The organism is Allobrachymonas wangyanguii (assembly GCF_045055315.1).
GTDB lineage: Bacteria > Pseudomonadota > Gammaproteobacteria > Burkholderiales > Burkholderiaceae_C > Brachymonas > Brachymonas wangyanguii.
Genome location: NZ_CP173677.1, coordinates 535,966 through 560,034 on the forward strand (window position 1 = coordinate 535,966; position 24,069 = coordinate 560,034).

Here is a 24,069-nt window from a genome sequence, read left to right on the forward strand (position 1 = left end):
GGATGGCCTGTTGCCACTTCGGCAGCAGACCCTCCCCTCAACGACGCAGCTTGGCAACGGCAGAGAGCAGGGCGCCTGTTTTGTGGCCTGATCGCAACAGGTTTGTGGCGGATGCGCTACAAAATCAAGATAAAACCTGCTTTCCCTTTGCAGACCGGTCCAAGCTCTGGTGCAATAGAGACAACTTCCGAAAAGGAGGTTGGCCCGGGGAACCGGGGGCTGGCACAACAAGGCTCAAAGCCGACGCCAACCCACTCACCGGAGCCCCATGTTTAACCTTGGAGAAACTTGCAATGAAAAAATCTCTGATCGCACTGGCCGCTCTGGCTGCTGTGGGTGCTGCTTCCGCTCAATCTTCCGTGACCCTGTACGGTATCGCTGACATCTCCGCTGGTGTTGTTGAGCGTGAAGGCTACGCGGATGTTAAAGATAGCGCTGGCAATATTATCACCAGCTATGGTAATCAGCGCTCTACCGGCTTCAACAAGGCCAACCTGCAGCAATCCCGCGTGGGTATCAAGGGTTCTGAAGACCTGGGCAACGGCCTGAAGGCAGTGTTCAACTACGAGCACGGCTTCAACTCTGCCAACGGCGCTTTCGCCGGTGGTGAAGCTCGCCGCGCCGTGGTGGGTCTGCAGGGTGGCTTCGGCTCCGTGCTGCTGGGCCGCGACAAGCTGCCGCTGTATCGCCTGGCTGAAGATACGTCTGCTGACAGCATCTCCGACTTCTCCACCACCAACCTGCAGGGTGCCAAGCGCACCAATGGTGTGCATTACGCCGGTAACTTCGGCGGCGTGGGCATCTCCGCAGCCGCTGGTTACGACCGTGAAGATTACCCGACCGCCGGTGGGAATGATCAGCAAAAAACCACTTACGGCCTGGGCCTGAGCTACGCTACCGGTCCGTTCATGGTTGGCATCGCTGGTGAGCAAGATCAGGTTGAGAAGACTCCGGCTAACGGCGTGAAGACCAAGGATGTGACCAGCTACGGTATCGGTGGTACCTACGACTTCACCGCTGCCAAGGTGTTCGCCAACTACATGGTGTCTGACAATGACCTGAAGAACTCCAAGGACAAGGAAGCTAACCTGGGCGTGAAGGTGCCGTTCGGTGCTGCTTCCCTGGTGGCTGAAGTTGGCTACAACGACGGCGACAACTACGACGGTATCGACTACAACGTCGGCGCCAACTACGGTTTCAGCAAGCGCACTGACGCCTATGTCCGCGCTGCTCGCGTGAACAGCTTCGACTACGATGCTGGCAATGATGCTGAGACCACCAAGTACGCTGTTGGTCTGCGTCACAAGTTCTAATCCGGCGCTGGCATCTGCCAGTACGGCTTAGTACTTAAGCAAAGCCACCCTTCGGGGTGGCTTTTTTGCGTCTGTTGCACGGAGGCGGGGTGGTGGCAGCACCATTGGCGCATGCTTGTGTTGCTCTACGGCAACAGTGCCTGCATGCAGGCTGTGACAAACAAACGAATTTCAGTGAATGTGATGCAGGAATGCGACAAATAGAACGACCGTTCGGGATTGTCCCTATGTGGGATGCTGAAGCACTTTTTAGAATCAGCAAGAACGTATCGCCCGATGCGCCATTCGCATAATTTCAGGAGACAAGATGAAACGCAAACTGATCAGCACTGCCGTGCTTCTGGCCATGCTGCCGGCCACTGGCGCTTTTGCTGCAGCCCTGGACCGTTCCGGCCAGCCCGTATCGCCCCTGTTTCAGCCAGGCAACCTGGTGGAATTTGGCTATACCTGGATCAGTCCTTCGGTAGAGGGGGTGGAAAATGCTGGCCAGAAGCGTGCCATTCCGGACATGGGCAGCAGCTACAAGTTCCCGAATGCTGCCATCAAGTACCAGGCCAATGAAAAGCTGTCGTTTGCGCTGCTGTATGACCATCCGTTTGGTGCTGCTGCCGCGTATAGTGGCGTGAACAACTTCACCACCACACCCCAAGCCTATGGTACCGTGGCCAAGGCCCTGGCAGGCCAGCAGGCCTTGGCCACTGCTACCGCCAAGGCGACCCAGCAGCTGGCCGGCATGGGCATGAATCAGGCGCAAATTGATGCCATGCTGCCCACTGTGCTGGCTTCGCCGGATGTGCAGGCACAAATGGCCGCAGGTGCAGCAGCCGGGGCGGCGGCCCTGACGCCTCAGGCTGCGGGTTCGCACAACACCAATGTGACGGTCAACACGCAAAGTTTCTCGCTGCTGGCCGCTTACCAGCCCAACGATAACTGGACGGTGTATGGCGGCCCAGTCTATCAGACCATCAAGGGCGATGTACACCTGCGCGGCGCAGCCTATTCGATTTTCAATGGCTATGACGCCAGCTTCAAGACTACTGGGGGCTGGGGTGTGCTGGCAGGTGCAGCCTACGAGATTCCGGATATCGCCTTCCGTGCGGCCATGACCTATCGCTCGGCCATCAGCCATGATGTGGACACCAAGGAAAACTTCGTCAACTTCCCGGGTGCCCCGGTCAATGGCACTACCAAGATCGAGACCCCGCAGTCCATCAACCTGGATGTGCAGAGCGGTATTGCGCCCAATACGCTGGCATTTGCCAACTTGCGCTGGGTGGACTGGTCCAGCTTTGCCATTCGTCCGGGCCAGTTTGGCGCCGTCTCCAAGACCGTGGGTCCGGCCGTGGGCAAGCCCAACGGCTTTGACCTGGTGAGCTATGACAAGGATCAGTACAGCGCTACTGTAGGCGTGGGCCGCAAGTTCAACGACAAGTGGGCTGGCAACGTCTCCCTGGGCTGGGACAGCGGTACCGGCGAATACGCCACCACCCTGGGTCCGGTCGATGGCAACTGGAACATCGGTGCCGGTGTGCAGTACAGCCCGACCAAGAACTTCTACGTGTCCGCTGGTGCCAAGTATCTGTGGCTGGGCGATGCCAAGGCGCAGGTCAGCTCCAAGACCGGCACTCCGGCCTATGACGGCGACTTCAAGGATAACAACGCCGTGGCCGTCGGCGTGAAAGTGGGCTACCGCTTCTGATCGTCAAGTCAGTGTGAGTCAGCAGGGGGCGCTTCGGCGCCCCTTGTTGTTGGGCGACAGGCAATGGGGCCACAAAAAAGGAGCGCCGCAGCGCTCCTAGTCATGTCAGGCCCAGCCCGTCAGCTTACAGCCCAGCCGCCGCACGCAGCACCGCCGCGCGATCGGTCTGCTCCCAGCTGAACTCCGGCTCATTGCGGCCAAAGTGGCCGTAGGCGGCAGTCTTGGCGTAGATCGGGCGCTGCAGGTCCAGCATCTGGATGATGCCGCGCGGACGCAGGTCAAAGTGCTCCTGCACCAGTGCCTCGATGCGGTGGTCGTCGATCACGCCGGTGCCCTTGGTATAGACCGTGATGTTGATCGGGCGTGCCACGCCAATCGCGTAGGACACTTGCACCTCGCAGGTGCTGGCCAGGCCAGCCGCCACGATGTTCTTGGCCACGTAGCGTGCCGCGTAGGCAGCAGAACGGTCCACCTTGGTCGGGTCCTTGCCGCTGAAGGCGCCGCCGCCGTGCGGGCAGGCGCCGCCGTAGGTGTCGACAATGATCTTGCGGCCGGTCAGGCCGCAGTCGCCCTGCGGGCCACCCACGACAAAGCGGCCGGTCGGGTTGATCAGGTACTCGGTGCCCTGCAGCAGCTCGGCCGGAATCACCGGCTTGATGATCTCCTCGATCACCGCCTCGATAAAGGCCGGCTTCATGGTCTTCTCGTCCAGGCTCATCTCGGGGCTGTGCTGGCTGGACACGACCACAGTCTGCACCGTGGTCGGCTTGCCATCCACGTAGCGCATGGTGACCTGGGCCTTGGCGTCCGGACGCAGAAAGGGCAGCTTGCCGCTCTTGCGCAGTTGGGCCTGGCGCTCCATCAGGCGATGTGCGTAATGGATGGGCGCGGGCATCAGCTCGGGCGTTTCGTCGCAGGCAAAGCCGAACATCAGACCCTGGTCACCAGCGCCGATGTTGAGCGGGTCGTCATAGGCGGCATCCACGCCCTGGGCAATGTCCTGGCTCTGCTTGTCGTAGGCGACCAGCACGGCGCAGCCCTTGTGGTCAATGCCGAATTCGGAGTTGTCGTAGCCGATGCGCTTGATGGTTTCGCGTGCCACATCGATATAGTCGACCGTGGCATCGGTGGTGATCTCGCCGGCCAGCACCACCAGACCGGTGTTGGTCAGGGTCTCGGCGGCCACGCGGCTGAGCGGATCCTGCGCCAGGCAGGCGTCCAGGATGGCATCGGAGATCTGGTCGGACACCTTGTCGGGGTGGCCTTCGGAAACGGATTCGGAGGTGAAGAGGTAATCGTTCGCCATGCTTGTAAAAGTCCTTGTAGTGGCACGGAACGCGTTGCCAAAAGAACGATGGCGAACGCTTTAGCAGTGGAGCCGGTGTGCCAGAAAGGCGGCCCGTCCGGGTATTCGTGGTGAATACGCCACATCCATGCGACAATCGCATGAAGGTATCGCCCTGCAAGTTGCTCGTTTAACTCGGCGATCCGTACATTGTAGCAATTCTGTCAAATCTGCCCAAGCCGGGCCGAGAGACACCATTCACCTTGTGTCAATGGCATTCCTGTTCCGAATCCTTTCCTGGTTCCCGCTCTGGCTGCTGCATGGCATGGGTGCCGTGCTGGGCTGGCTGGGCTGGTTCGCTGCTGCGTCCTATCGCCGCCGCGTGCGTGACAACGCTGCGCTGGCCGGTCTGACGCTGGCCGATGTGCGCCCGTCCATCGCCCACAATGGCCGCATGCTGTCCGAGCTGCCACGGCTGTGGCTGGGCAAGCCGGTGCATTGCGAGTGGCGCGGGCTGGAGCACGTGGAGCAGGCTTATGGCGCGGGCAAGGGCATCATCTTCCTGACGCCGCACATGGGCTGTTTCGAGATCACGGCACAGGCCATGGCCGAACGTTTCCACCAGCAGTACGGCAACCTGACCGTGCTCTACCGTCCCGCCAGCCAGCCCTGGCTGGCCGAGATGATGGAGACCGTGCGTGAGCGCCCCGGCCTGCGCTCGGTGCCCACCAATATCAGCGGCATTCGCCAGATGATCAAGGCCTTGCGCAACAACGAGGCCGTTGGCCTGCTGCCCGACCATGTGCCGCCACCGGGGCAGGGCGTCTGGGTGCCATTCTTCGGCAAGGATGCCTACACCATGACGCTGGCGGCCAAGCTGATGCACCAGACGCAAGCCACTGTGATCGTGATCTGGGGTGAGCGCCTGTCCTGGGGCCGCGGCTACCGCTTGCACTGCAGCCCCTTGAGCGCGCCGCTGCCGCAGGAGCTGGAGCCCGCCGTGGCGCAGATCAACCGCGAGATGGAGCGCGTGATCCTGAACTGCCCGCAGCAGTACATGTGGGGCTATGCGCGCTACCGTGAGCCCTATGGCTGGAAGGATTACGTGGCCAAACAGGCGGCACAGGAGGAATCTGCACCGTGAGCGAGAACACCCCGGACAATACGACAGCGCAAGCGGATGAGGCATGGAGTTGGCAGGTGCGCCTGATCAACCTCGTGTTTGGCGTGCTGGCCTGGCTGCCGCTGTGGGTCTGGCGTGGCCTGGGCTGGCTGCTGGGCAAGCTGGCCTGGCAGCTGGTGCCGCGTCGTCGCCATGTGGCGCTGGTCAACCTGCGGCTGTGCTTCCCGGACAAGACCGAGGCCGAGCGCGAGCGCATCGCGCGCCTGCATTTCGTGCGTTTCATGCAGACTTTCCTGGATCGCATCTGGATCTGGCATGGCAGCCCGGCGCTGCTGCGCAAGCGCCTGCGCATGGTGGGCGATGTCGATGCGCTGCGGGACGGCAAGTCGACCATCCTGTTTGCACCGCACTTTGTCGGACTCGATGCCGGCGGCATGGCCTTGTCTGGCCAATTGCTGGAGCGCATCTTCATTTCCATTTACACGCCGCAGAGCAACAAGACGATTGATGCCTGGGTGCGCCGTGGCCGTACGCGCTTTCCGAACGCGCAGGTGGTGTGGCGGCGCGATGGCGTCAAGCCCATCATTGCCAAGCTGCGCAAGCAGGGCCTGCTCTACCTGCTGCCGGACATGAACTTTGGCCCGCAGGAATCGATTTTTGTCACCTTTTTTGGTGTGCCGGCAGCCACCGTGCCCTCGCTGTCACGCTTTGCCCGACTGGGTCGCGCGCAGGTGGTGACCACCATCACCTATATGGAATCGCATGGCTACACCCTGCATGTGGAAGGCCCGTGGCAGGATTTCCCGACCGAGGATGTGGTGGCCGACACCCAGCGCATGAACGACTACCTCGAAGGCTGGGTGGCGCGCCGCCCCGAGGAGTATTTCTGGGTGCACAAGCGCTTCAAGACGCGTCCGGAGGGCTTGCCGGAGGTGTACTGAGGCCGTCGTCTGCCGCTTCGGCATCGTCTGCGGCGCTGTCTTCCTGCGGCGGGTGGGTCCAGTCCCACAGGAGTTGCGCCACCTGTTCCATGCCCTGTTTCTTGAGCGCCGAGAACAGCATGGCTTCGCCGCCGCCGGCATTCAGCCGTGCGATGGACAGCGCCTTGGCGCCTTCGGCGCGCGTCAGCTTGTCGGACTTGGTCAGCAGCAGCAGGAACTCCAGGCCGTCTTCCACGCGTGGGCGGATCGCTTCCAACAGCAGTTCATCCAGCTCGGTGAGGCCGTGGCGCGGATCGCACAGCAGCACCACGCCGACCAGGTTCTCGCGCGTCATCAGGTAGTTGGCCATGACGCGCTGCCAGCGCAGCTTGTCGGCCAGCGGCACCTGGGCGTAGCCGTAGCCGGGCAAGTCGGCCAGCACGGCATCGGTCTGGTTCTGGCGGCCCAGGGCAAACAGGTTGATGTGCTGGGTTCGGCCCGGTGTCTTGGAGGCAAAGGCCAGTTGGCGCTGCTGCGTCAGGGTGTTGATGCAGGTGGACTTGCCGGCGTTGGAGCGGCCGACAAAGGCGATTTCCGGTACGTCCAGCGCCGGCAGCTGGTCGAGCTGGGCGGCGGTGGTCAGAAAGCGGGCGGTGTGCATCCAGCCGAGTGGCGTCGGGGTCTTGGGCGGCTTGGCCGGTGCGGCAGCAGGCTTGCGGGGAGGGCGTTTGGACGCGGCCATGGCGGGTCTCGGGCAGGGGCCGGTTCTTGCCGTGGCAGCAGCCAGTGCAGGGGAAATCCGGCCAATTGTTGACTACGATCCGCGACAGTTACGGTGAATCTGTCAATTTTGGTTACGGGTCGATGTAGAATGGTCAAGTTTACCCGGATTGCACAGCACCGGTTGTCCCGTTCACTCCAGACTGATGCCGACTATGAAGCCTGTATCCACTCTTGCCGCTTCCCTGATTTCCGCTCTGCTGTTCACGGCAGCAGGTTCTGCCGTAGCGGCCACGCCGGCAGCCAAGCCGGTTCCTGACCTGAACAAGGGCAAGGCCATCGTCAACAGCGTGTGTATCGCCTGTCACAATGCCGATGGCAACTCCGTGATCGCCGGTTACCCGGTGGTGGCGCAGCAGCATCCCGAATACATGATCAAGCAGCTCAAGGAGTTCAAGAGCAATGCCCGCAAGGGTACTGTCATGAACGGCTACGCTGCCGCCCTGAGCGACCAGGACATGGTGGACGTTTCCTACTACTTCGCTTCCCAGAAGGCCAACAAGCTGGCCGCTACCAACCAGGAAACCCTGGCGCTGGGCGAGAAGATCTGGCGTGGTGGCATTGCCAGCCGAGCCGTGCCGGCCTGTGCTGCCTGCCACGCACCCAACGGTGCCGGCATGCCGGTCAAGTACCCGCGCCTGGCTGGCCAGAAGGCTGACTACACTGAGCTGCAGCTCAAGGATTTCCGTGACGGCGTCCGCAAGAATGACCTGGTCATGCCGCATGTCGTCAACGGCATGAACGACGCCCAGATCAAGGCCGTGTCTGATTTCATCCAGGGTCTGCGCTGATTCTGCCACCGGGCTGCAGCTTGCCAGTTTGCGCTGCCGCCCGGACGGTACCAGAAAAGGCGGGTTGCGTACCCGCCTTTTTTGTGCGCGTTATGATGGCGCACACCTGTTTCCAGATGCCTGGCCGATCACGCCTCCGCATCAGTCGCCCCTAGGACGGGCACATCCTGCATGACAACAATTTCCACACAAGGTTACGAGGTTCGCCAGGGCAGTCGCTGGTTGCGCTCCGCCATCGAACTGCTGTCTTCCATGCGCTTTGCCATTGCGCTGCTGACAGTCATCTGCATTGCCTCGGTGATCGGCACGGTCATCACCCAGCATCAGCCGTTCAACAACTACGTCAACCAGTTCGGGCCGTTCTGGGCGCGCGTGTTCGAGACGCTGAACCTCTATTCGGTCTACAGTGCCTGGTGGTTTCTGCTGATCTTGGCGTTCCTGGTGATCAGTACCTCGCTGTGCATTGCGCGCCATACACCCAAGATCCTGGCGGACCTGAAAAGCTACAAGGAAAACATCCACGTGCGTGCGCTGCAGGCCTTTGGCTACAAGGCCGAAGCCGTGCTGCCGCAGGAACCGGCACAGGCGGCGCGCAGCCTGGGTGAAAAACTGGCTGGCAAGGGCTGGAAAGTAAAACTGCAGCAGCGCCAAGGCGACCAGGCCGGCTGGATGGTGGCGGCCAAGAAGGGCGGTGCCAACAAGATCGGCTACCTGGCAGCGCACAGCGCCATCGTGCTGATCTGTCTGGGAGGCCTGCTGGATGGCGACCTGATGGTGCGCATGCAGACCTGGTTCAATGGCAAGCAGCCCTTCAATGGCGCCGGCATGATTGCCGACGTGCCGCCGCAGCACCGCCTGAGCACCAGCAACCCGACCTTCCGGGGCAACCTGTTCGTGCCCGAAGGCAGCACGGTCGATACCGCCATCCTGCTGCAGAAGGACGGCGTGCTGATCCAGGAGCTGCCGTTTGCCCTGGAGCTGAAGAAGTTCATCGTCGAGTATTACCCCACCGGCATGCCGCGCGTGTTTGCCAGCGAGGTGGTGATCCACGACCGCGAGACCGGCGAGGCGATTCCGCAGCGCATCGAGGTCAACCATCCGGCCAGCTACAAGGGCATCCAGATCTACCAGTCCAGCTTCGAGGATGGCGGTTCGCCGGTCAAGCTGAAGGCGGTCGGCATGGGCAGCGAGGTGGCGCCGTTCTCGGTCGATACCGCCGTGGGCCGTGCGGTCGAGATCACCAATGGCGAGGACAAGCGCACGCTGGAAGTGACGGATCTGCGCACCATCAACGTCGAAAACTTTGGCAACATGAGCTCCGGCCCGGTCGATGTGCGCAGCGTGGATCTGCGCCAGACGCTGCAGGACAACCTGGGCTCGGCCCAGAACCGCAAGGACCACGAGCTGCGCAACGTCGGTCCGAGCGTGATCTACAAGCTGCGTGACAGTGCCGGACAGGCGCGCGAGTTTTCCAACTACATGCTGCCGGTGATGACTGGCGAAGGCGGCCCGCCCGAATTCCTGTTTGGCGTGCGCAATGACACGGCAGAGAATTTCCGCTACCTGCGCATTCCGGCCGATGACAACAATTCCCTGGAGGAATTCCAGCGCCTGCGCCACGCCCTGAATGATCCGGCGCTGCGCGCCGAGGCGGTACGCCGCTATGTGGCGCAGTCCACCGGCGTGCAGAACCAGCAGGTGCAGGAGCAGCTGGCGCTGTCGGCCAGCCGCGTCATGGACCTGTTTGCCGGTGACCCGGCGAATCTGGACGCCGCGCGCCGCGACAGCAACAGCGAGGCAGCACGCAGCTTCGGCCTGCAGGCCATCGCCCGTTTCATCGAGCAGACGATTCCCGCTGAAGACCAGCAGCGCTTTGGCGATGTGCTGCTGCGCATGCTGAATGGCTCCATGGTCGAGCTGCTGCAGCTGTCGCGCGAGCGCGCCAAGTTGCCGGCACTGGACATGAACGAGCAGAAGCACCGCGCCTGGCTGGCCCAGGCGGTGGTGGCGCTGAGCGATGCACCGCTCTATCCGGAGCCGGTGCTGTTCCAGCTCGAGAATTTCACCCAGGTGCAGGCCAGCGTGTTCCAGGTAACGCGCGCGCCGGGCAAGTGGGTGGTCTACCTGGGCTGCCTGTTCCTGATCCTGGGCGTGTTTGCCATGCTGTACATCACCGAGCGCCGTGTCTGGGTCTGGGTGCGTCCGGCCGCCCAGGATGGACAGGAAGCCGCCTCGGGCGCTACCATGGCGCTTTCGAGCAATCGTCGCAACCTGGACAGCGACAAGGAATTTGACACATTGAAGCAGTACCTGCTGGGAGAGCACCAGTCATGAGCACCTCCATGAGTTCCACCACCAAGCTGCCCCCGCAAGAGGTGCAGACGATTACCCTGAACGGGGGCTTTTTCAGCCGCCGCAACCTGTTTGACTGGCTGTTTGCGCTGCTGGCCGTGGCTGGCGGGATTTACGCCTTCCTGTATTACGACCACGCCATGGACGTCTACGAAAAGGCGATCCTGATCGGCACCATTCCCGCCGTGATCTGGCTGGGCTGGTTCTGGCGACCGGCGGCACGCCTGATGCTGGTGGTGGCAGCGGTATCGCTGCTGGCGCTCTGGCTCTATGGCGGTGACCTGAAGCGCTCGGAAGATGTCTTCCTGCTCAAGTATTTCATCTCGAGCCAGTCGGCCATCCTGTGGATGTGCATGCTGTTCTTCATGAGCACGCTGTTCTACTGGATCGGCATGTTTACCGGCGGCAAGGGCGAGACGGACCGCTACAGCAGCAACGCGCTGGAGCTGCTGGGCTCGCGCATGGCCTGGGCTGGCGTGGCGCTGGCGTTGATCGGCACCATGGTGCGCTGGTACGAGAGCCACCACATTGGCGCTGGCATTGGCCATATCCCGGTCAGCAACCTGTACGAAGTGTTCGTCATGTTCTGCTGGATGACGGCGCTGTTCTACCTCTACTACGAGATGCAGTACCGCACGCGTGCGCTGGGTGCCTTCGTGATGCTGGTGGTGAGCGCGGCAGTCGGCTTCCTGCTCTGGTACACGCTGGTGCGCGAGGCGCAGGCAATCCAGCCGCTGGTGCCGGCGCTGCAGAGCTGGTGGATGAAGCTGCACGTGCCAGCCAACTTCATTGGCTACGGCACGTTTGCGCTGGCGGCGATGGTGGCCTTTGCCTACCTGATCAAGAAGCAGGCTGCCGAGACCAAATGGTACAAGCTGGCGCCGCTGTGGCTGCTGGGCATCGTGCTGTGCTTTGAGCCGATCGTGTTCCGCAGCAGCGTCAGCGGCATGAGCAGCTACTGGGCGGTCTACTTTGGCGTGTCGGCGCTGATCGTGGCGGCCATTATCCTGGGCCGCAAGACGATTGCGGCGCGCCTGCCGGCGCTTGAGGTGCTGGATGACGTGATGTACAAGTCGATCGCTGTCGGCTTTGCCTTCTTTACCATTGCCACCGTGCTGGGCGCGCTGTGGGCGGCCGAGGCCTGGGGTGGCTACTGGAGCTGGGACCCGAAGGAGACCTGGGCGCTGATCGTCTGGCTGAACTATGCGGCCTGGCTGCACATGCGCCTGATGAAGGGCCTGCGCGGCACCGTGTCGGCCTGGTGGGCGCTGGTTGGCCTGGCCATCACCACCTTCGCCTTTATCGGCGTGAACATGTTCCTGAGCGGCCTGCACAGCTACGGCACGCTCTGATCCCCGGCAGATCGGCATCAGAAGGCGCATGGCCCAGCGGCCCTGCGCCTTTTTCGTGGGTGGCACCTGGCGGGATACGGGTATGCACTTTGCGTTAGGATCGTTGCAGACGCTGGCATTCGCCAGCAGAGACAAGTGCCATGCATTACCACCGCGATCGCGGATACCAGCATCCGACCCCGAGCGAGATCACGCCGCCGCAGGCCTATGCGGCACGGCGGCGCTGGCTGCAGCTGATGGGGTTGGCTGCGGTGGGCGCAGCGGGGGCGGCCGCGCTGCCGCTGTACCGGCGCTGGCAGCAGCCCCCAGCGCCGGCGCAAGCGGGTGTGGCGCTGGCCTCCGTGCCATCCAGCGTGCCCGGTGCCATCAGTAGCGAGACGCTGACGACACAGCACGACGCCACCCATTACAACAACTTCTACGAATTTGGTCCGGGCAAGAGTGATCCGGTCGAGTATGCAGGTGCGCTGCAGACCACGCCGTGGACGGTACGCATTGAAGGCGCGGTACACAAGCCGCTGACGCTGGGACTGGAAGAGCTGCTGCAACTGGCCCCGCTGGAGCAGCGCATCTACCGGCTGCGCTGCGTCGAAGGCTGGAGCATGGTGATTCCGTGGATCGGCTATTCGCTGTCGGCGCTGCTGAAACAGGTGGAGCCGACCGGCAGTGCACGCTTTGTCGAGTTCACGACGCTGGCCGATGCGGAACAGATGCGCGGCGTGCGCAGCCAGATGCTGGACTGGCCCTATGTGGAAGGCCTGCGGCTGGATGAGGCGATGCACCCGCTGACGCTGCTGGCCTTTGGCATGTACGACGAGGTTTTGCCGAAGCAGAACGGCGCACCGCTGCGCCTGGTGGTGCCGTGGAAATACGGCTTCAAGAGCGCCAAGTCACTGGTGCGTATCCGCCTGACCGAAGAGATGCCGGTATCGGCCTGGATGCGGGCAGTGCCGCGCGAATACGGCTTTTATGCCAACGTCAACCCGCAGGTGGCGCACCCGCGCTGGAGCCAGGCGAACGAGCGCCGCATCGGTGACAGCCTGCGCAGCCCGCGTCGTCCGACGGAGCTGTTCAACGGCTATGGCGAACAGGTGGCCAGCCTGTACCAGGGCATGGATCTGGCTACGCATTACTGATAATCCGCCCAGTGGGGCGCAACGGGAAACACGATGGAATCGCTGAAACGACTGCTGGTACAAGCCTGGATGAAACCGCTAGTGTGGCTGTTGTGCCTGTTGCCACTGGCCTGGCTCTGGTGGCAGGCCAGTACCGGCGCGTACGTGAACCCGGAAGAGGCGCTGGTACGCGGCGCCGGAGACTGGTCCTTGCGCATGCTGTGCCTGACGCTGGCGGTGACACCGGTGCGCGTGACCTTCCAATTGCCGCAGCTGCTGCGCTTCCGCCGCGTGTTGGGCCTGTCGGTGTTCCTCTATGCCAGCGTGCACCTGCTGCTCTATGTCTGGCTGCAGATGGGCTTCAACCTGTCCGAGCTGCTGGCCGATGTGGCGGACCGCGCCTTCATCCTGATGGGCGTGCTGGCCTATGCCTTGCTGCTGCCGCTGGCCCTGACCTCGAACAATGCCGCGATCCGCCGCATGCGGGGGGCCAACTGGCAGGCCTTGCACCGGCTGGTGTACCTGGTGGCCGGATTTGCCATCGTGCACTTTCTCTGGATGCGCGGCACCAAGAACGATGTGCTGGAGGTCTGGATCTACGCGCTGATCCTGACCGCGTTGATGGCCTGGCGACTCTGGCACTGGAACCGGGGCTCATCGGGAGGCTCTTGTAGCCACTGAGCGCAGATGCAAAGGGCTGCCCATCGGCAGCCCTTTCCTTTGCCTGGGAGCCAGGCAGGGCGGTGCTTACAGCAGGCGCTCGCGCTGGTAGATCTCCTTGACCGATTCGCGTGGTGCCACCAGGTGCGGCTGGCCGTCGGCGATCAGCACTTCGGCGGCGCGGCCGCGGCTGTTGTAGGTGCTGGACATGCTCATGCAGTAGGCACCGGCAGACAGCACGGCGAGCAGGTCACCGGGCTGCACGGCAAGTTCGCGGTCGCGGCCCAGCCAGTCACCGCTTTCGCAGATCGGGCCGACCACGTCATAGCTGGCCGGGCTGGCATCGGATTGCTGCACCGGTACGATCTGGTGGAAGGCCTCGTACATGGCGGGACGTGGCAGGTCATTCATGGCGGCATCGACGATGCAGAAGTTCTTTTCTTCGCCATCTTTCAGGTAGAGCACCTCGGTCAGGCAGATGCCGGCGTTGCCGACCAGCGAGCGACCCGGTTCGATCATCAGCTTGCGCTGGCCCAGGCCGCGGGCGTCCATGCGCGCCAGCAGCTGCTGCCAGAGCGCATCGGCAGACGGCGGTTGCTCGTCGGTGTAGGTGATGCCCAGGCCACCGCCGAAATCGAAATGCTCCAGCGGGATGCCGGCGGCCTCGATCTGCTGGAACAGGTCCAGCATGCGTTCCATGGCATCCAGGTAGGGATCGATCTCGGTGATCTGCGAGCCGATATGGCAGTCGATGCCGACCACGCGCAGGCCGGGCAGGCTGGCAGCGTGCTGGTAGGCCTGCAGCGCATCTTCGTGCGCGATGCCGAACTTGTTGCCCTTGAGGCCGGTGGAGATGTAGGGGTGGGTTTTGGCATCGACGTTGGGGTTGACGCGGATGCTGATGGGGGCGCGCAGGCCCATGCCGGCGGCAACTTCGGACAGCACGTCCAGCTCGGGCAGGCTTTCGATGTTGAAGCAGCCGATGCCGGCCTGCAGCGCCTGGCGCATCTCGGCGCGTGTCTTGCCGACGCCGGAGAAAATGATTTTGGCCGGATCGCCACCGGCGGCCAGCGCACGCTCCAGCTCGCCACCGGAAACGATGTCGAAGCCGCAGCCGGCCTGGGCAAATACCTGCAGCACGGCCAGCGTGGAGTTGGCCTTCATGGCGTAGCAGATCTGGGCGTTGCGGCCCTCGAAGCCACGCTGGTAGGCGGCCAGCGCGTGCAGCATGGCGGCCCTGGAGTAGATGAACAGCGGGGTCGCGTGTTTGCGTGCCAGCTCGGCCACGGAGACGCCATCGACAGTCAGGGAGCCGGCCGCGTCACGGGCCAGGAAAGGGGATCCGGGGAGGGAGGTCATGGGCAGAAAGGGCAGTGCCGGCCGGTTTACAGGCCGGGGTTGGAGGGAATGGTGTTCTGGATGCGGTCCGCTTCGGTGGGGACTGGTGGCGGTGCGGGTTCCGTATCTGCAACGGCAGCCGGGTTGCCGCGCTTCAGCCCCGGGATGATCAGCTCGTGCAGGCGTGCGCGCTGCGCTGCCCCGGGTTCCGTGGGCAGGTAGAGATCGCCGGTCTGGCCGCAGGCCGATAGCACTGCTGCAGTCAAGGGCAACAGGGCGATGCGTACAATGTTTCGGACTTTCACCATAGCTGGAATTGTAATGACTGACCTGGAATATCTTGAGGCTGCCGAGCAGGTATTGCGCCGCGTCGAGGCCTGCTGCGACCGTATCAATGACGAGACCGATGCCGATATCGACAACCAGCGCGTGGGCGGCATGATCACGCTGGTGTTTCCGAACCGCAGCCAGATCGTGATCAACCTGCAAAAACCCCTGCACGAAATCTGGATGGCGGCCAAGGCGGGTGGTTACCACTATACCTTTGATGGCCAGGTCTGGCAGGACACCAAGGGCCATGGCGAGTTCTTTGCCCACCTGAGCCAGCTGGCCAGCGAGCAGTCCGGTCTGCCACTGCAGTTTGCCTGACCCTGAAAACCGGCAGCGGCAGGGGATGCCTGCCGCTGATGACGTTTAGTTGCCGCCGAACGGATCGGTGGAGTGTGCGCCGACATTGTCGGCAGGTGGCGGAGCGCTGTCGCTGCCGCCGTTCCTGCGTGCTGCCGGTGCCGCGCTGTAGTTGCTGGCCACGCCAATGCGTGCAATGCCGCGACCACCGGCATATTCGGTGTAGACCCAGTCGCCCTGGCGCGTCACGCCTTCCGGCGGGTTGGGCGCCTTGGCCAGCGGCACGCCCTTGAGTGCGACCTTCATGTAATCGATCCAGATCGGCAGGCTCAGGCCGCCACCGGTTTCGCGGTCGCCCAGGTTGCGCGGGTTGTCGAAGCCCATCCAGGCCACGGCGGTGCGGGTCGGCTGGTAGCCGGCGAACCAGGCGTCCTTGGAGTCGTTGGTGGTACCGGTCTTGCCGAACAGGTCACGGCGGCCGAGCTGGCCACTGGCCTTGGCCGCGGTACCGGTGGTGGTGACCTCGTTCAGCAGGCTGTTCATGATGAAGGCGTTGCGCGCCGGGATCACGCGGCGCTGCTCGGTCAGCTCGGCCGGCTGCACCTCGGACAGCACGTTGCCGCGCTGGTCCTTGATCATCGAGATCACGTAGGGGCTGACACCATGACCGCCATTGGCGAACACCGACATGCCGACCGCCATTTCCAGCGGTGTGGTGGAGTTGGCGCCGAGCGCCATCGTCAGATAGGGCGGTGTGCGGTCTGCCGGGAAGCCGAAGCGGCCCACCCAGTCCTGGGTCTTCTGGGTGCCGACCGACTGCAGGATGCGGATCGAGACCATGTTGCGCGACTTGGCCAGGGCCTGGCGTACCGTCAGCGGCGGGCCGAAGCGGCCATCATAGTTTTTCGGCGACCAGGGCTTGCCACCGGTGACGCTGGAATCGAACACCAGCTCGGAGTCGCTCACCACGGTGCTCGGCATGATGCCTTCTTCCAGACCGGCCGAGTAGATGAAGGGCTTGAAGCTGGAGCCCGGCTGGCGGAAGGCCTGCGTCACGTGGTTGAACTTGCTCTTGTTGAAGTCGAAACCGCCGACCAGGGCCTTGATGGCACCGCTTTGCGGATCCAGGGACACCAGCGCGGCTTCCACTTCAGGCAGTTGGCGGATGCTCCAGGCGCCCTTGTTCTCGACCACGCGCACGATGGCACCGGGGCGGATCTTCTGCTTGTCGTTGGCCTTGTTCGACAGCGAGAAGCTGACGAAGCGCAGGCCGTTGCCGGTGATGCTGATGGGATCGTTGTCGCTGCGGCGTACCACGACCTTGCGAGGCGAGGCCTCGGTGACGACGGCGGCCTTCATTTCACCGGCATCCGGGTATTCGATCAGCGCATCGGAAATCGCTTCCTCGAGCAGGTCCGGATCGGTCGGCAGGGTGATGAAGTGCTCGGGGCCACGGTAGCTGCGGCGTGTATCGTAGTTCAGGATGCCGGTGCGCACCGCCTTGTAGGCGGCGTGCTGCTCTTCGGTGGAGATGGTGGTATAGACGTTCAGGCCGCGCGTGTAGGTATCGGCACCGTACTGGTCATAAATCAGCTGGCGCACCATTTCACCCACGTATTCGGCGTGCACGTTGTCACCGTAGGTGGCGCGCTGCAGCACGAGTTCGGTGTTTTTGGCTTCGTCAGCCTGTTGCTGCGTGATGAAGCCGGTCTCGACCATGCGGTCCAGGATGTAGAGCTGGCGCACGCGGGCCCGGCTCGGGTTCACGATCGGGTTGTAGAGCGAGGGGGCCTTGGGCAGGCCGGCCAGCATGGCGGCTTCGGCCAGGTTGATCTGTTGCAGCGGCTTGCCGAAATAGGCTTCGGAGGCGGCGGCAAAGCCATAGGCGCGGTTGCCCAGGAAGATCTGGTTCATGTAGATCTCGAGGATCTGGTCCTTGCTCAGGTTCCGCTCCAGCTTGAACGCCAGCATCATCTCGTAGATCTTGCGCGTGAAGGTCTTTTCGGACGACAGATAGACGTTGCGCGCCACCTGCATGGTGATGGTGGAAGCACCCTGGCTGCGCGCCTTGCTGAAGTTGGCCATGCCGGCGCGCATCACGCCGACATAGTCGATGCCGTTGTGCTCGTAGAAGCGCGCATCCTCGATGGCCAGCACGGCATTCTTCATGATGGCCGGAATTTCGTCGAACGGCACGTAACTGCGGCGTTCTTCACCGAATTCGTTGATCAGATTACCTTCGGACGAATAGATGCGCAGCGGCAGCTTGGGCTGGTAGTTCTGCAGGCTGGAGACGTCTGGCAGATTGGGATAGGCCACCGACAAGGCCACGGCGGCCAGCAGGGCGACGGTGGCGGCACCGGCGACGATCAGGCCGATCAGCCACAGGAACAGGCGGACCAGCCAGTGGCGTTTCTGCCTGGGCGGCTGGGCAGGGGTCTGGGAAGAATCGTTGGATTGGCTCATGGCGTACACGGTTGCGGACATGGACGGACTGCAGGCGCAGCACCCCCTTGCCCCAAAAAAGTCATCCCGCATTGTGCATCAAGGCGGTGCCTGCGGGTACATCCGGTGTGGCAAAGGCTGTAACAAGGCTGTATGGCGGGATCGTGCCATAGGGCGATGGAAATGCATGAATTAATACTAAAATACTCAATCATGCGACATTCCTTTTTCTTTTCCTGGCCTTTGGCAGGTCGTCGTGCAGCGGCTGATGTCGGACTCGACTGGGCCGATGATGGCCTACGGCTGATACAGCTGAGCGCCGATGGAGCGCTAGTTCAGGCGCAGCTGGCGTGGCCGAGCACTGGTGTGCCACTGGACGGTGATGGCGTGCAGCTGCTGGCAGAAAGCCTGCAGCAGCTCTGGCAGCAGGCGGGCGTGAGACAGCGCCGGGTACGTGCTGCCCTGCCGGAGAGCATGTTGCAGCGACGCAGCCTGCGCCTGCCGGCCGGTCTGGATGAGGCCGAACTGGAAGCACTGGTGCAGGCCGAGTGGCAGCGCCAGGCCGGTGCCGATGCGATGGCGCTGCCGGCACTGGATTTCCGCTGCCTGCCGGCGGAGCCGGGTGCGACGCGGCAGGAGGTGCTGGCGGTGGCGGCAGATGGGCAGCGGCTGGAGCAGCTGCAACAGGCGGTGCGTGTGGCGGGATTGCAACTGTTATCGGTCGATGCGGCCTTGCACGCGGCGCACCGGGCGGCCTTGCGCTGCCTGCAGCGGCAGCCAGCCGGGCTGCAATTGCTGGTGCTGCATGCGGGATCGGGCCAGCTATGCCTGCAGATCCTGCAGCAGGGGCGGCCGTGGTGGCGGTATCAGCTGCCGGAAAAGCGTGCGGCGGCTGGCCAGGACTGGCTGGCGCTGGTGCCGGAATTGTTGTCGGCGCTGCCCGATCCGGGTTGGCTGCTGGCGGCGGAGGCCTGGGTCGCAGGCGTGGGAGCGGATGCGGAACTGGTATCGGCGACCTTGCAGGCACAGACTGGCCGGCCATGGCGCTGCCTGGAGCCTGCGCCCGGCATGACGGCCGGCATGCTGGTTGCCTGTGGTCTGGCCTGGCAGCAGGAGGGTGCATGGACGCGCTGAATTTCCTGCCCTGGCGTGCACAGGCACGGCAGCGGCGCTTGCGCCATTGGCAGCTGGGACTGGCGGTGGCCGTGCTGGGCGCGCTGGTGGCGAGTGGCGTGGTGTATCTGGGACTGCAGCAGGAGGTGCAGGCCGAACAGGCGCGTCTGGCGCAAGAGCGGCAACAATTGCAGCAGGCACAGGCGGCGATGCAGCAGCTACGTACCGAGGAGGCGGCGCTGCGGCAGCTGCAGCAGCAATGGCGCTGGAGCCAGGCCTTGCAGCCGTTGCGGGACTGGCCGGCGACGCTGATGCAATGGCTGGCAAGCGGCTTCCCTGCTGGCGTGCAGCTGCAACAGCTGGAATGGCAGGAGGCGGGCTGGACGCTGCAGGGCCAGGCCGCCAGCGCCGATGCCGTAATGGCGTTGACCGATGCCGTGACTGAAGCCGGGCTCGACGGGCGTCTGCTGCAGAAAGAGCATGCGCTGATGCCGGGGCAGGCCGCCACCGGTGCCTTGCTGTTGCGCTGGGAGTGGGGTGCCAGCATGGTGCCTGATCTGCGACCACTGCCGGCGGCGATGCCTGCCGGTGCAGCGGCCTCGGCTGCCGTGGAGGATGCGCCATGAGCCGCCTGAGGGTCATCGATTGGGCCGGCTTGCGCTCGCGTGCGCCACAGGACTGGCCCTGGCAGCTGCGTCTGCTGTCCTGCCTGCTGGCGGCGATGCTGGCGGGTGGACTGGCCTGGCTGCTGCTGTTGCAGCCGCTGGAACAGCAGCGACAGGAAGCGCTGCAGCAGCAGGCCAGCGTGCGGCAGCAGCAGGCGCTCTTGCAGCAGCAATTGCAGCGCCAGCCCGAGCTCGTCCGGATCCGGCAGCAGCTGGCCGGGCTGCAGGAACAGTTGCAGCGCGAGCTGCCGCAGGACTGGCAGGAACCGGTCTGGCAGGCGCGGCTGCAATTTGCCGTGCCGGGGTTGCAGGTGCGGCGCTTCAAGCCGATGAAGCCGAAACGGCTCGAGGGCGGTCTGATGGAACAGCCGGTGGAGCTGGAGTGCAGCGGCAGTTTTGCCGCGATGCAGGCGCTGGCGGTGGCGCTGTCGCAACTGGAGCCGGTCACGCTGGTGCGGCGCTGGCAGCTGACCGCGGAGACGCGCAAGGGGAAATCAGTCACAGGCGAGTTGCGGCTGAAGGCGCGCATTGTCGGCTACCGGCTGGCCAATGCGCAGGAACAGGCACAAGGCAAGCGCGGCAAAGGCAGGCGCAGCCAGGGAGAGGCAGCATGAAAGTGATGCAGACAGGATGGAGTGGGGCGCTGCTGGTGTTGTGCCTGCAGGGCTGTGGCGAACCGGTGGCCGGGGAGTTGCCACAGTTGCCGGCCAGCACAGGCATGGTGGCGGGTGGCTTGGCGGCGCAGGAGCCGGAGCAGCAATATGCCGAATTGCTGCAGGCCGGGCCGGCCACGACGGAGCCGGAGGCCATGCACCCGATAGCCGGGCGCGATCCGTTTCAGCCGCTGGCGGGCAGTGCGGCGGCGCTATCCGTTGATCCGCAACAGATGCCGCTGGAGCAGATGCGCTACCAGGGCTGGATGCAGCAGGAGGCGCAGCGGGTGGCGCTGGTGCAGGCAGGCGGCCAGCTGTTGCTGGTGCACTCAGGCGAAGCGCTGGGCGCGGAGCGGGGCCGGGTGCTGTCCATGGACGATACGCAGCTGTTGCTGCGCCTGCCGGATGCCACTGGCGTACAGCGGCTGGCGTTGCAGGAGGGCCAGCCATGAGCGTGCACCTGATCCGTGGCTGGCTGCTGGCATGGCTGCTCTGGCCGGCGCTGGTGGGGGCACAGGCCCTGCAACCGGCACCGGCCATGCCGCCCCCGCAGACTGGCGCACTGGTAGCGACGGCGGGTGATGCCGTGATTCCGCCGCAGCGTCTGGCCACCGTGCTGCCGGGAACGGCGACAGCAGCAGCGGTGACTTCTGCCGAGTCGTTGAAGCCGACAGCGGTGCAGGCTGGCAGCGGGGCCAGCCGCTACGCCCAGCCGGGAGCGCCTGTCCCGCGCAACCCGGCACGCTACCGGGGCAAGCGCCTGTCGCTGCAGTTCCAGGACATCGAGGTGCGTGCGCTGCTGCAGGTGCTGGCCGATTTCACCGGCATCAATATCGTTGCGGCCGATAGCGTGCAGGGGCGCATGAGCCTGCGGCTGAAGGAGGTGCCCTGGGAGCAGGCGCTGGAGGTGATCCTGCAGACGCGCGGGCTGGCGATGCAGCGCAATGGCCAGGTGATCTGGGTGGCGCCGCAGCAGGAACTGGCCAGTTTGCAACAGCAGGCGCAATCCGCACCGGCTGACGGCGTGCTGGAATCGCGCAGCTACCGGCTCAACTATGCGCGCGCCGGTGAGCTGGCGCAGCAGGTGCATGGCGGGGGTGGCCAGGCCGCGCGCCTGCTGAGTGCGCGTGGTTCGGCCTTTGCCGATGCGCGCACCAACCAGCTGGTGGTGCAGGATGTGGCGGCGGTGCAGGCGCAGATCCAGCAGCTGATCGAACAGCTGGATATCCCGGTGCGGCAGGTGATGATCGAGGCGCGCATTGTCGAGGCGGGCGAGAACTGGGGCCAGTCGCTGGGCGCGCGGCTGTCGGTGCTGGGGCAGCCGAATGGGGCCTCGGGCATGGACCTGGGCGATGGCCGCCGGCTCGGCGTGGCCTCGGTGCCGGGGCAGGCGGCGACACCGCTGTACCAGTTGCCGGCGCTGGGGCAGAACGGCTTTGCCCCGGCCGCGCTGGGCCTGTCGCTGTTCAGTGCCGGTGCCTCGCGTTTTGTCACGCTGGAAATCTCGGCGCTGCAGGCCGATGGCAAGGGTAAGCTGGTGTCCAGCCCGCGCGTGGTGACGGCAGACCAGACGCGCGCGCTGATCGAGCAGGGTACCGAGCTGCCCTACCAGGTGGCGACGGCCAGTGGCGCGACCTCGCTAGCGTTCCGCAAGGCCAACCTGAAGCTGGAGGTGACGCCGCAGATCACGCCCGAAGGCCAGATCGTGCTGGATCTGGACGTGAACAAGGATTCGGTCGGCCGCACCACGCTGAACGGCTTTGCCATTGACACCAAGCATATCCAGACCAATGTGCTGGTGGAAAACGGCGGCACGCTGGTGATTGGCGGGATTTTCGAGATCAGCGAGCGCGAGGATGTGACCAAGGTGCCACTGCTTGGCGACATCCCGTATCTGGGTGGGCTGTTCCGCTCGCGCAGCCAGGTGACGGAAAAGAAGGAGATGCTGGTCTTCATCACGCCTACAATCGTGGAAAGCCAGCGCCTGGCCCGGCGCTGAGCAGACAGGAGACAGCAAGGTGATCGTATTGGTAGGCATGCCCGGTTCGGGCAAATCGTCGGCAGGGCGGCAGGTGGCGCGCCGTTTCGGCTTGCCCTTCGTGGACAGTGACCACGAGATCGAGCAGCAGATCGGCATGAGCATCCGCGAATACTTCGAGACGCAGGGCGAACAGGCCTTCCGTGACCTGGAAACGGCGCTGTTGCGCCGCGTCGCTGAAAGCAGCGAGCAGATCGTGCTCTCGACCGGTGGCGGTGCGCTGCTGCGCGAGGAAAACCGTGACATCTTGCGCCAGCACGGCACCGTGCTCTACCTGCGCGCTTCGCCCGAAGAAATCTACCGCCGCCTGCGCCACGACACCAAGCGCCCGCTGCTGCAGGTGGCCGATCCGCGCCAGAAGCTGCAGGAGCTGTTCCAGGCGCGTGATCCGCTCTACCTGAAAACCGCGCATTACGTGATCGATACCGGCCGTTCCTCGATCCAGATGCTGGTCAGCCATATCGCGATGCAGCTGGAAATGGCCGGTCTGGTGCCGCAGGGCGAAACGCCGCCCAGGCCACCCAGAGCACCGGGGCCGCAGGGTCGACGCTCACGCGGCTGAAACCGGGCCGGCAAGCGGGCCTGCAGCCGGTTCGGGTTTTCGACTTGCGCGACAATAGGGGCATGAACGCCACAGCCCTGACCCGATTCGATATCACCGCTCCCCTGACGCCGTTCGATGCCGTGCCTGCGGCCGGCGAGGAGCGCGTTTCCATTGCGCTAGATACGCGCAGCTACGACATCCATATCGGCAGTGGCTTGCTGGCAAAGGCGGCCAGCTGGCAGGGCCTGCCGGCCGCGCGTAGTGCCGTGATCGTGACCAACACCACGGTGCAGCCGCTGTATGCCGCGCAGTTGCTGCAGGCGCTGCAGCCGCTGTACCCGAAGGTGCATGTGGTGGCCTTGCCCGATGGCGAGGAATACAAGACCTGGGAATCGCTGAACCTGATTTTTGATGGCCTGCTGGGCCAGCAGTGCGACCGCAAGACGGTGCTGTATGCGCTGGGGGGCGGCGTGATCGGTGACATGACCGGTTTTGCCGCGGCCTGCTACATGCGTGGCGTGCCTTTTGTACAGGTGCCGACCACGCTGCTGGCGCAGGTCGACTCCTCGGTCGGCGGCAAGACTGCCATCAACCACCCGCTGGGCAAGAACATGATCGGCGCCTTCTACCAGCCGCGCCGCGTGATTTGCGACATGGACACCTTTGCCACGCTGCCGGATCGCGAACTCAGTGCCGGTCTGGCCGAGGTGATCAAGTACGGTCCGATTGCCGACATGGGCTTTTTTGATTGGCTGGAGCAGCATATCGATGCCTTGCGTGCGCGTGACCCGCAGGCGCTGGCAGTGGCGGTGCGCCGCAGTTGCCAGATCAAGGCCTGGGTGGTGGGCCAGGACGAGCAGGAAAGCGGCATGCGCGCGATCCTGAACTATGGCCATACCTTTGGTCACGCGATTGAGGCTGGCCTGGGCTTTGGCACCTGGCTGCACGGCGAGGCAGTGGGTTGCGGCATGGTGATGGCGTCCGAGCTGTCGGCGCGGCTTGGCCTGGTGGATGCGGCTTTCGTGCAGCGCGTGCGCACGCTGGTGCAGCGCGCCGGCCTGCCGGTGGTGGCACCGCGTCTGGCCGAGGAGGATGCTGCCAACGTCGAGGAATGGCTGCACCATATGCGCGTGGACAAGAAGGCCGAGGCCGGCGAGATCCGTTTTGTCGTGATCGCACAGCCGGGCGAGGCGGCGCTGGCCAAGGCGCCGGACAGCCTGGTGGCCGACGTGATCCACGTCTGCAGCCAGGCCTGA

The 24,069-nt window shown here is 64.1% G+C and carries 22 protein-coding genes; 17 read left to right on the top strand and 5 right to left on the bottom strand.

Annotated features, from left to right (window positions below):
* The first annotated feature begins 293 nt into the window (after window positions 1-293).
* Together ACI3EV_RS02530 and ACI3EV_RS02535 are read left to right on the top strand one after the other, a co-directional pair.
* Window positions 294-1,313, top strand: coding sequence for a porin (locus tag ACI3EV_RS02530; RefSeq protein WP_337691584.1), 1,020 nt, complete (start codon window positions 294-296; stop codon window positions 1,311-1,313).
* Between the two features lie 307 nt (window positions 1,314-1,620).
* A complete protein-coding gene (locus tag ACI3EV_RS02535) occupies window positions 1,621-3,012 on the top strand; it encodes an outer membrane protein transport protein (RefSeq protein WP_337691582.1) in 1,392 nt (463 codons plus the stop codon).
* A 124-nt stretch (window positions 3,013-3,136) separates the two neighbouring features.
* Here ACI3EV_RS02535 and metK read toward each other — a convergent pair whose 3' ends face one another.
* Window positions 3,137-4,318 carry a methionine adenosyltransferase gene (gene metK, locus ACI3EV_RS02540; RefSeq protein ID WP_018714497.1) on the bottom strand — a complete coding sequence of 394 codons (1,182 nt, stop codon included), beginning with the start codon at window positions 4,316-4,318 and terminating at the stop codon, window positions 3,137-3,139.
* A 250-nt stretch (window positions 4,319-4,568) separates the two neighbouring features.
* Between metK and ACI3EV_RS02545 the strand changes: the two genes are divergently transcribed.
* Window positions 4,569-5,441: a lysophospholipid acyltransferase family protein gene (locus tag ACI3EV_RS02545; protein ID WP_337691579.1), complete on the top strand. Its 873-nt coding sequence runs from the start codon at window positions 4,569-4,571 to the stop codon at window positions 5,439-5,441.
* 56 nt (window positions 5,442-5,497) lie between these two features.
* Complete coding sequence (locus ACI3EV_RS02550) at window positions 5,498-6,361, top strand: lipid A biosynthesis acyltransferase (protein WP_337691709.1); 864 nt, start codon at window positions 5,498-5,500, stop codon at window positions 6,359-6,361.
* Here ACI3EV_RS02550 and yihA read toward each other — a convergent pair.
* A complete protein-coding gene (gene yihA, locus ACI3EV_RS02555) occupies window positions 6,324-7,082 on the bottom strand; it encodes a ribosome biogenesis GTP-binding protein YihA/YsxC (RefSeq protein ID WP_018714494.1) in 759 nt (252 codons plus the stop codon). The two genes, ACI3EV_RS02550 and yihA, sit on opposite strands and share 38 nt — an antisense overlap.
* 193 nt (window positions 7,083-7,275) lie before the next feature.
* Here yihA and ACI3EV_RS02560 point away from each other — a divergent pair, with 193 nt between their 5' ends.
* From ACI3EV_RS02560 to ACI3EV_RS02580, 5 genes are all read left to right on the top strand, one after another.
* On the top strand, window positions 7,276-7,911 hold the full coding sequence (locus ACI3EV_RS02560) for a c-type cytochrome (RefSeq protein WP_337691577.1): 636 nt from the start codon (window positions 7,276-7,278) through the stop codon (window positions 7,909-7,911).
* Between the two features lie 171 nt (window positions 7,912-8,082).
* Window positions 8,083-10,245 carry a cytochrome c biogenesis protein ResB gene (locus ACI3EV_RS02565; protein WP_337691576.1) on the top strand — a complete coding sequence of 721 codons (2,163 nt, stop codon included), beginning with the start codon at window positions 8,083-8,085 and terminating at the stop codon, window positions 10,243-10,245.
* Window positions 10,246-10,253: 8 nt separating this feature from the next.
* Window positions 10,254-11,615 carry a c-type cytochrome biogenesis protein CcsB gene (gene ccsB / locus ACI3EV_RS02570; RefSeq protein ID WP_405198023.1) on the top strand — a complete coding sequence of 454 codons (1,362 nt, stop codon included), beginning with the start codon at window positions 10,254-10,256 and terminating at the stop codon, window positions 11,613-11,615.
* 140 nt (window positions 11,616-11,755) lie between these two features.
* Window positions 11,756-12,751: a protein-methionine-sulfoxide reductase catalytic subunit MsrP gene (gene msrP / locus ACI3EV_RS02575; protein ID WP_337691573.1), complete on the top strand. Its 996-nt coding sequence runs from the start codon at window positions 11,756-11,758 to the stop codon at window positions 12,749-12,751.
* Between the two features lie 33 nt (window positions 12,752-12,784).
* Window positions 12,785-13,411 carry a protein-methionine-sulfoxide reductase heme-binding subunit MsrQ gene (locus tag ACI3EV_RS02580; protein ID WP_337691572.1) on the top strand — a complete coding sequence of 209 codons (627 nt, stop codon included), beginning with the start codon at window positions 12,785-12,787 and terminating at the stop codon, window positions 13,409-13,411.
* A 66-nt stretch (window positions 13,412-13,477) separates the two neighbouring features.
* On the opposite strand, the gene lysA is transcribed toward ACI3EV_RS02580, so the two are convergent.
* A complete protein-coding gene (gene lysA / locus ACI3EV_RS02585) occupies window positions 13,478-14,749 on the bottom strand; it encodes a diaminopimelate decarboxylase (RefSeq protein ID WP_337691570.1) in 1,272 nt (423 codons plus the stop codon).
* Window positions 14,750-14,775: 26 nt separating this feature from the next.
* Window positions 14,776-15,036: a lipoprotein gene (locus ACI3EV_RS02590; protein WP_337691568.1), complete on the bottom strand. Its 261-nt coding sequence runs from the start codon at window positions 15,034-15,036 to the stop codon at window positions 14,776-14,778.
* Between the two features lie 13 nt (window positions 15,037-15,049).
* Between ACI3EV_RS02590 and cyaY the strand changes: the two genes are divergently transcribed.
* Entirely contained in the window at window positions 15,050-15,376 is a 327-nt protein-coding gene (cyaY, locus tag ACI3EV_RS02595; protein WP_329770050.1) for an iron donor protein CyaY, read from the top strand.
* Between the two features lie 45 nt (window positions 15,377-15,421).
* On the opposite strand, the gene ACI3EV_RS02600 is transcribed toward cyaY, so the two are convergent.
* A complete protein-coding gene (locus ACI3EV_RS02600) occupies window positions 15,422-17,821 on the bottom strand; it encodes a penicillin-binding protein 1A (protein ID WP_329770128.1) in 2,400 nt (799 codons plus the stop codon).
* Between the two features lie 192 nt (window positions 17,822-18,013).
* Between ACI3EV_RS02600 and pilM the strand changes: the two genes are divergently transcribed.
* From pilM to aroB, 7 genes are all read left to right on the top strand, one after another.
* Window positions 18,014-18,934, top strand: a complete 921-nt coding sequence (pilM, locus tag ACI3EV_RS02605) for a pilus assembly protein PilM (protein WP_329770049.1) — start codon at window positions 18,014-18,016, stop codon at window positions 18,932-18,934.
* On the top strand, window positions 18,922-19,539 hold the full coding sequence (locus ACI3EV_RS02610; protein WP_329770048.1) for a hypothetical protein: 618 nt from the start codon (window positions 18,922-18,924) through the stop codon (window positions 19,537-19,539). Before pilM ends, ACI3EV_RS02610 begins: the two co-directional genes overlap by 13 nt.
* Window positions 19,536-20,192, top strand: coding sequence for a type 4a pilus biogenesis protein PilO (pilO, locus tag ACI3EV_RS02615; RefSeq protein WP_329770047.1), 657 nt, complete (start codon window positions 19,536-19,538; stop codon window positions 20,190-20,192). The genes ACI3EV_RS02610 and pilO overlap by 4 nt, the downstream gene beginning before the upstream one ends.
* Entirely contained in the window at window positions 20,189-20,683 is a 495-nt protein-coding gene (locus ACI3EV_RS02620; RefSeq protein ID WP_337691565.1) for a pilus assembly protein PilP, read from the top strand. Before pilO ends, ACI3EV_RS02620 begins: the two co-directional genes overlap by 4 nt.
* Complete coding sequence (locus tag ACI3EV_RS02625) at window positions 20,680-22,230, top strand: type IV pilus secretin PilQ (RefSeq protein WP_337691563.1); 1,551 nt, start codon at window positions 20,680-20,682, stop codon at window positions 22,228-22,230. Before ACI3EV_RS02620 ends, ACI3EV_RS02625 begins: the two co-directional genes overlap by 4 nt.
* A 37-nt stretch (window positions 22,231-22,267) precedes the next feature.
* Window positions 22,268-22,831 (top strand): shikimate kinase, encoded by a 564-nt coding sequence (locus ACI3EV_RS02630; protein ID WP_405198056.1) that lies wholly within the window; start codon window positions 22,268-22,270, stop codon window positions 22,829-22,831.
* A 62-nt stretch (window positions 22,832-22,893) separates the two neighbouring features.
* Window positions 22,894-24,069: a 3-dehydroquinate synthase gene (gene aroB / locus ACI3EV_RS02635; protein ID WP_329770043.1), complete on the top strand. Its 1,176-nt coding sequence runs from the start codon at window positions 22,894-22,896 to the stop codon at window positions 24,067-24,069.

Bases quoted from the DNA above. Each gene is read 5' to 3' on its own strand.
- ACI3EV_RS02535 (WP_337691582.1), top strand. From the start codon at position 1,621: ATGAAACGCAAACTGATCAGCACTGCCGTGCTTCTGGCCATGCTGCCG.
- pilM (WP_329770049.1), top strand. From the start codon at position 18,014: ATGCGACATTCCTTTTTCTTTTCCTGGCCTTTGGCAGGTCGTCGTGCA.
- aroB (WP_329770043.1), top strand. From the start codon at position 22,894: ATGAACGCCACAGCCCTGACCCGATTCGATATCACCGCTCCCCTGACG.
- pilO (WP_329770047.1), top strand. From the start codon at position 19,536: ATGAGCCGCCTGAGGGTCATCGATTGGGCCGGCTTGCGCTCGCGTGCG.
- ACI3EV_RS02530 (WP_337691584.1), top strand. From the start codon at position 294: ATGAAAAAATCTCTGATCGCACTGGCCGCTCTGGCTGCTGTGGGTGCT.
- ACI3EV_RS02625 (WP_337691563.1), top strand. From the start codon at position 20,680: ATGAGCGTGCACCTGATCCGTGGCTGGCTGCTGGCATGGCTGCTCTGG.
- ccsB (WP_405198023.1), top strand. From the start codon at position 10,254: ATGAGTTCCACCACCAAGCTGCCCCCGCAAGAGGTGCAGACGATTACC.
- ACI3EV_RS02630 (WP_405198056.1), top strand. From the start codon at position 22,268: ATGCCCGGTTCGGGCAAATCGTCGGCAGGGCGGCAGGTGGCGCGCCGT.
- ACI3EV_RS02590 (WP_337691568.1), bottom strand. From the start codon at position 15,036: ATGGTGAAAGTCCGAAACATTGTACGCATCGCCCTGTTGCCCTTGACT.
- lysA (WP_337691570.1), bottom strand. From the start codon at position 14,749: ATGACCTCCCTCCCCGGATCCCCTTTCCTGGCCCGTGACGCGGCCGGC.
- ACI3EV_RS02620 (WP_337691565.1), top strand. From the start codon at position 20,189: ATGAAAGTGATGCAGACAGGATGGAGTGGGGCGCTGCTGGTGTTGTGC.
- msrP (WP_337691573.1), top strand. From the start codon at position 11,756: ATGCATTACCACCGCGATCGCGGATACCAGCATCCGACCCCGAGCGAG.
- ACI3EV_RS02545 (WP_337691579.1), top strand. From the start codon at position 4,569: ATGGCATTCCTGTTCCGAATCCTTTCCTGGTTCCCGCTCTGGCTGCTG.
- cyaY (WP_329770050.1), top strand. From the start codon at position 15,050: ATGACTGACCTGGAATATCTTGAGGCTGCCGAGCAGGTATTGCGCCGC.
- ACI3EV_RS02580 (WP_337691572.1), top strand. From the start codon at position 12,785: ATGGAATCGCTGAAACGACTGCTGGTACAAGCCTGGATGAAACCGCTA.
- ACI3EV_RS02610 (WP_329770048.1), top strand. From the start codon at position 18,922: ATGGACGCGCTGAATTTCCTGCCCTGGCGTGCACAGGCACGGCAGCGG.
- yihA (WP_018714494.1), bottom strand. From the start codon at position 7,082: ATGGCCGCGTCCAAACGCCCTCCCCGCAAGCCTGCTGCCGCACCGGCC.
- metK (WP_018714497.1), bottom strand. From the start codon at position 4,318: ATGGCGAACGATTACCTCTTCACCTCCGAATCCGTTTCCGAAGGCCAC.
- ACI3EV_RS02565 (WP_337691576.1), top strand. From the start codon at position 8,083: ATGACAACAATTTCCACACAAGGTTACGAGGTTCGCCAGGGCAGTCGC.
- ACI3EV_RS02600 (WP_329770128.1), bottom strand. From the start codon at position 17,821: ATGAGCCAATCCAACGATTCTTCCCAGACCCCTGCCCAGCCGCCCAGG.
- ACI3EV_RS02560 (WP_337691577.1), top strand. From the start codon at position 7,276: ATGAAGCCTGTATCCACTCTTGCCGCTTCCCTGATTTCCGCTCTGCTG.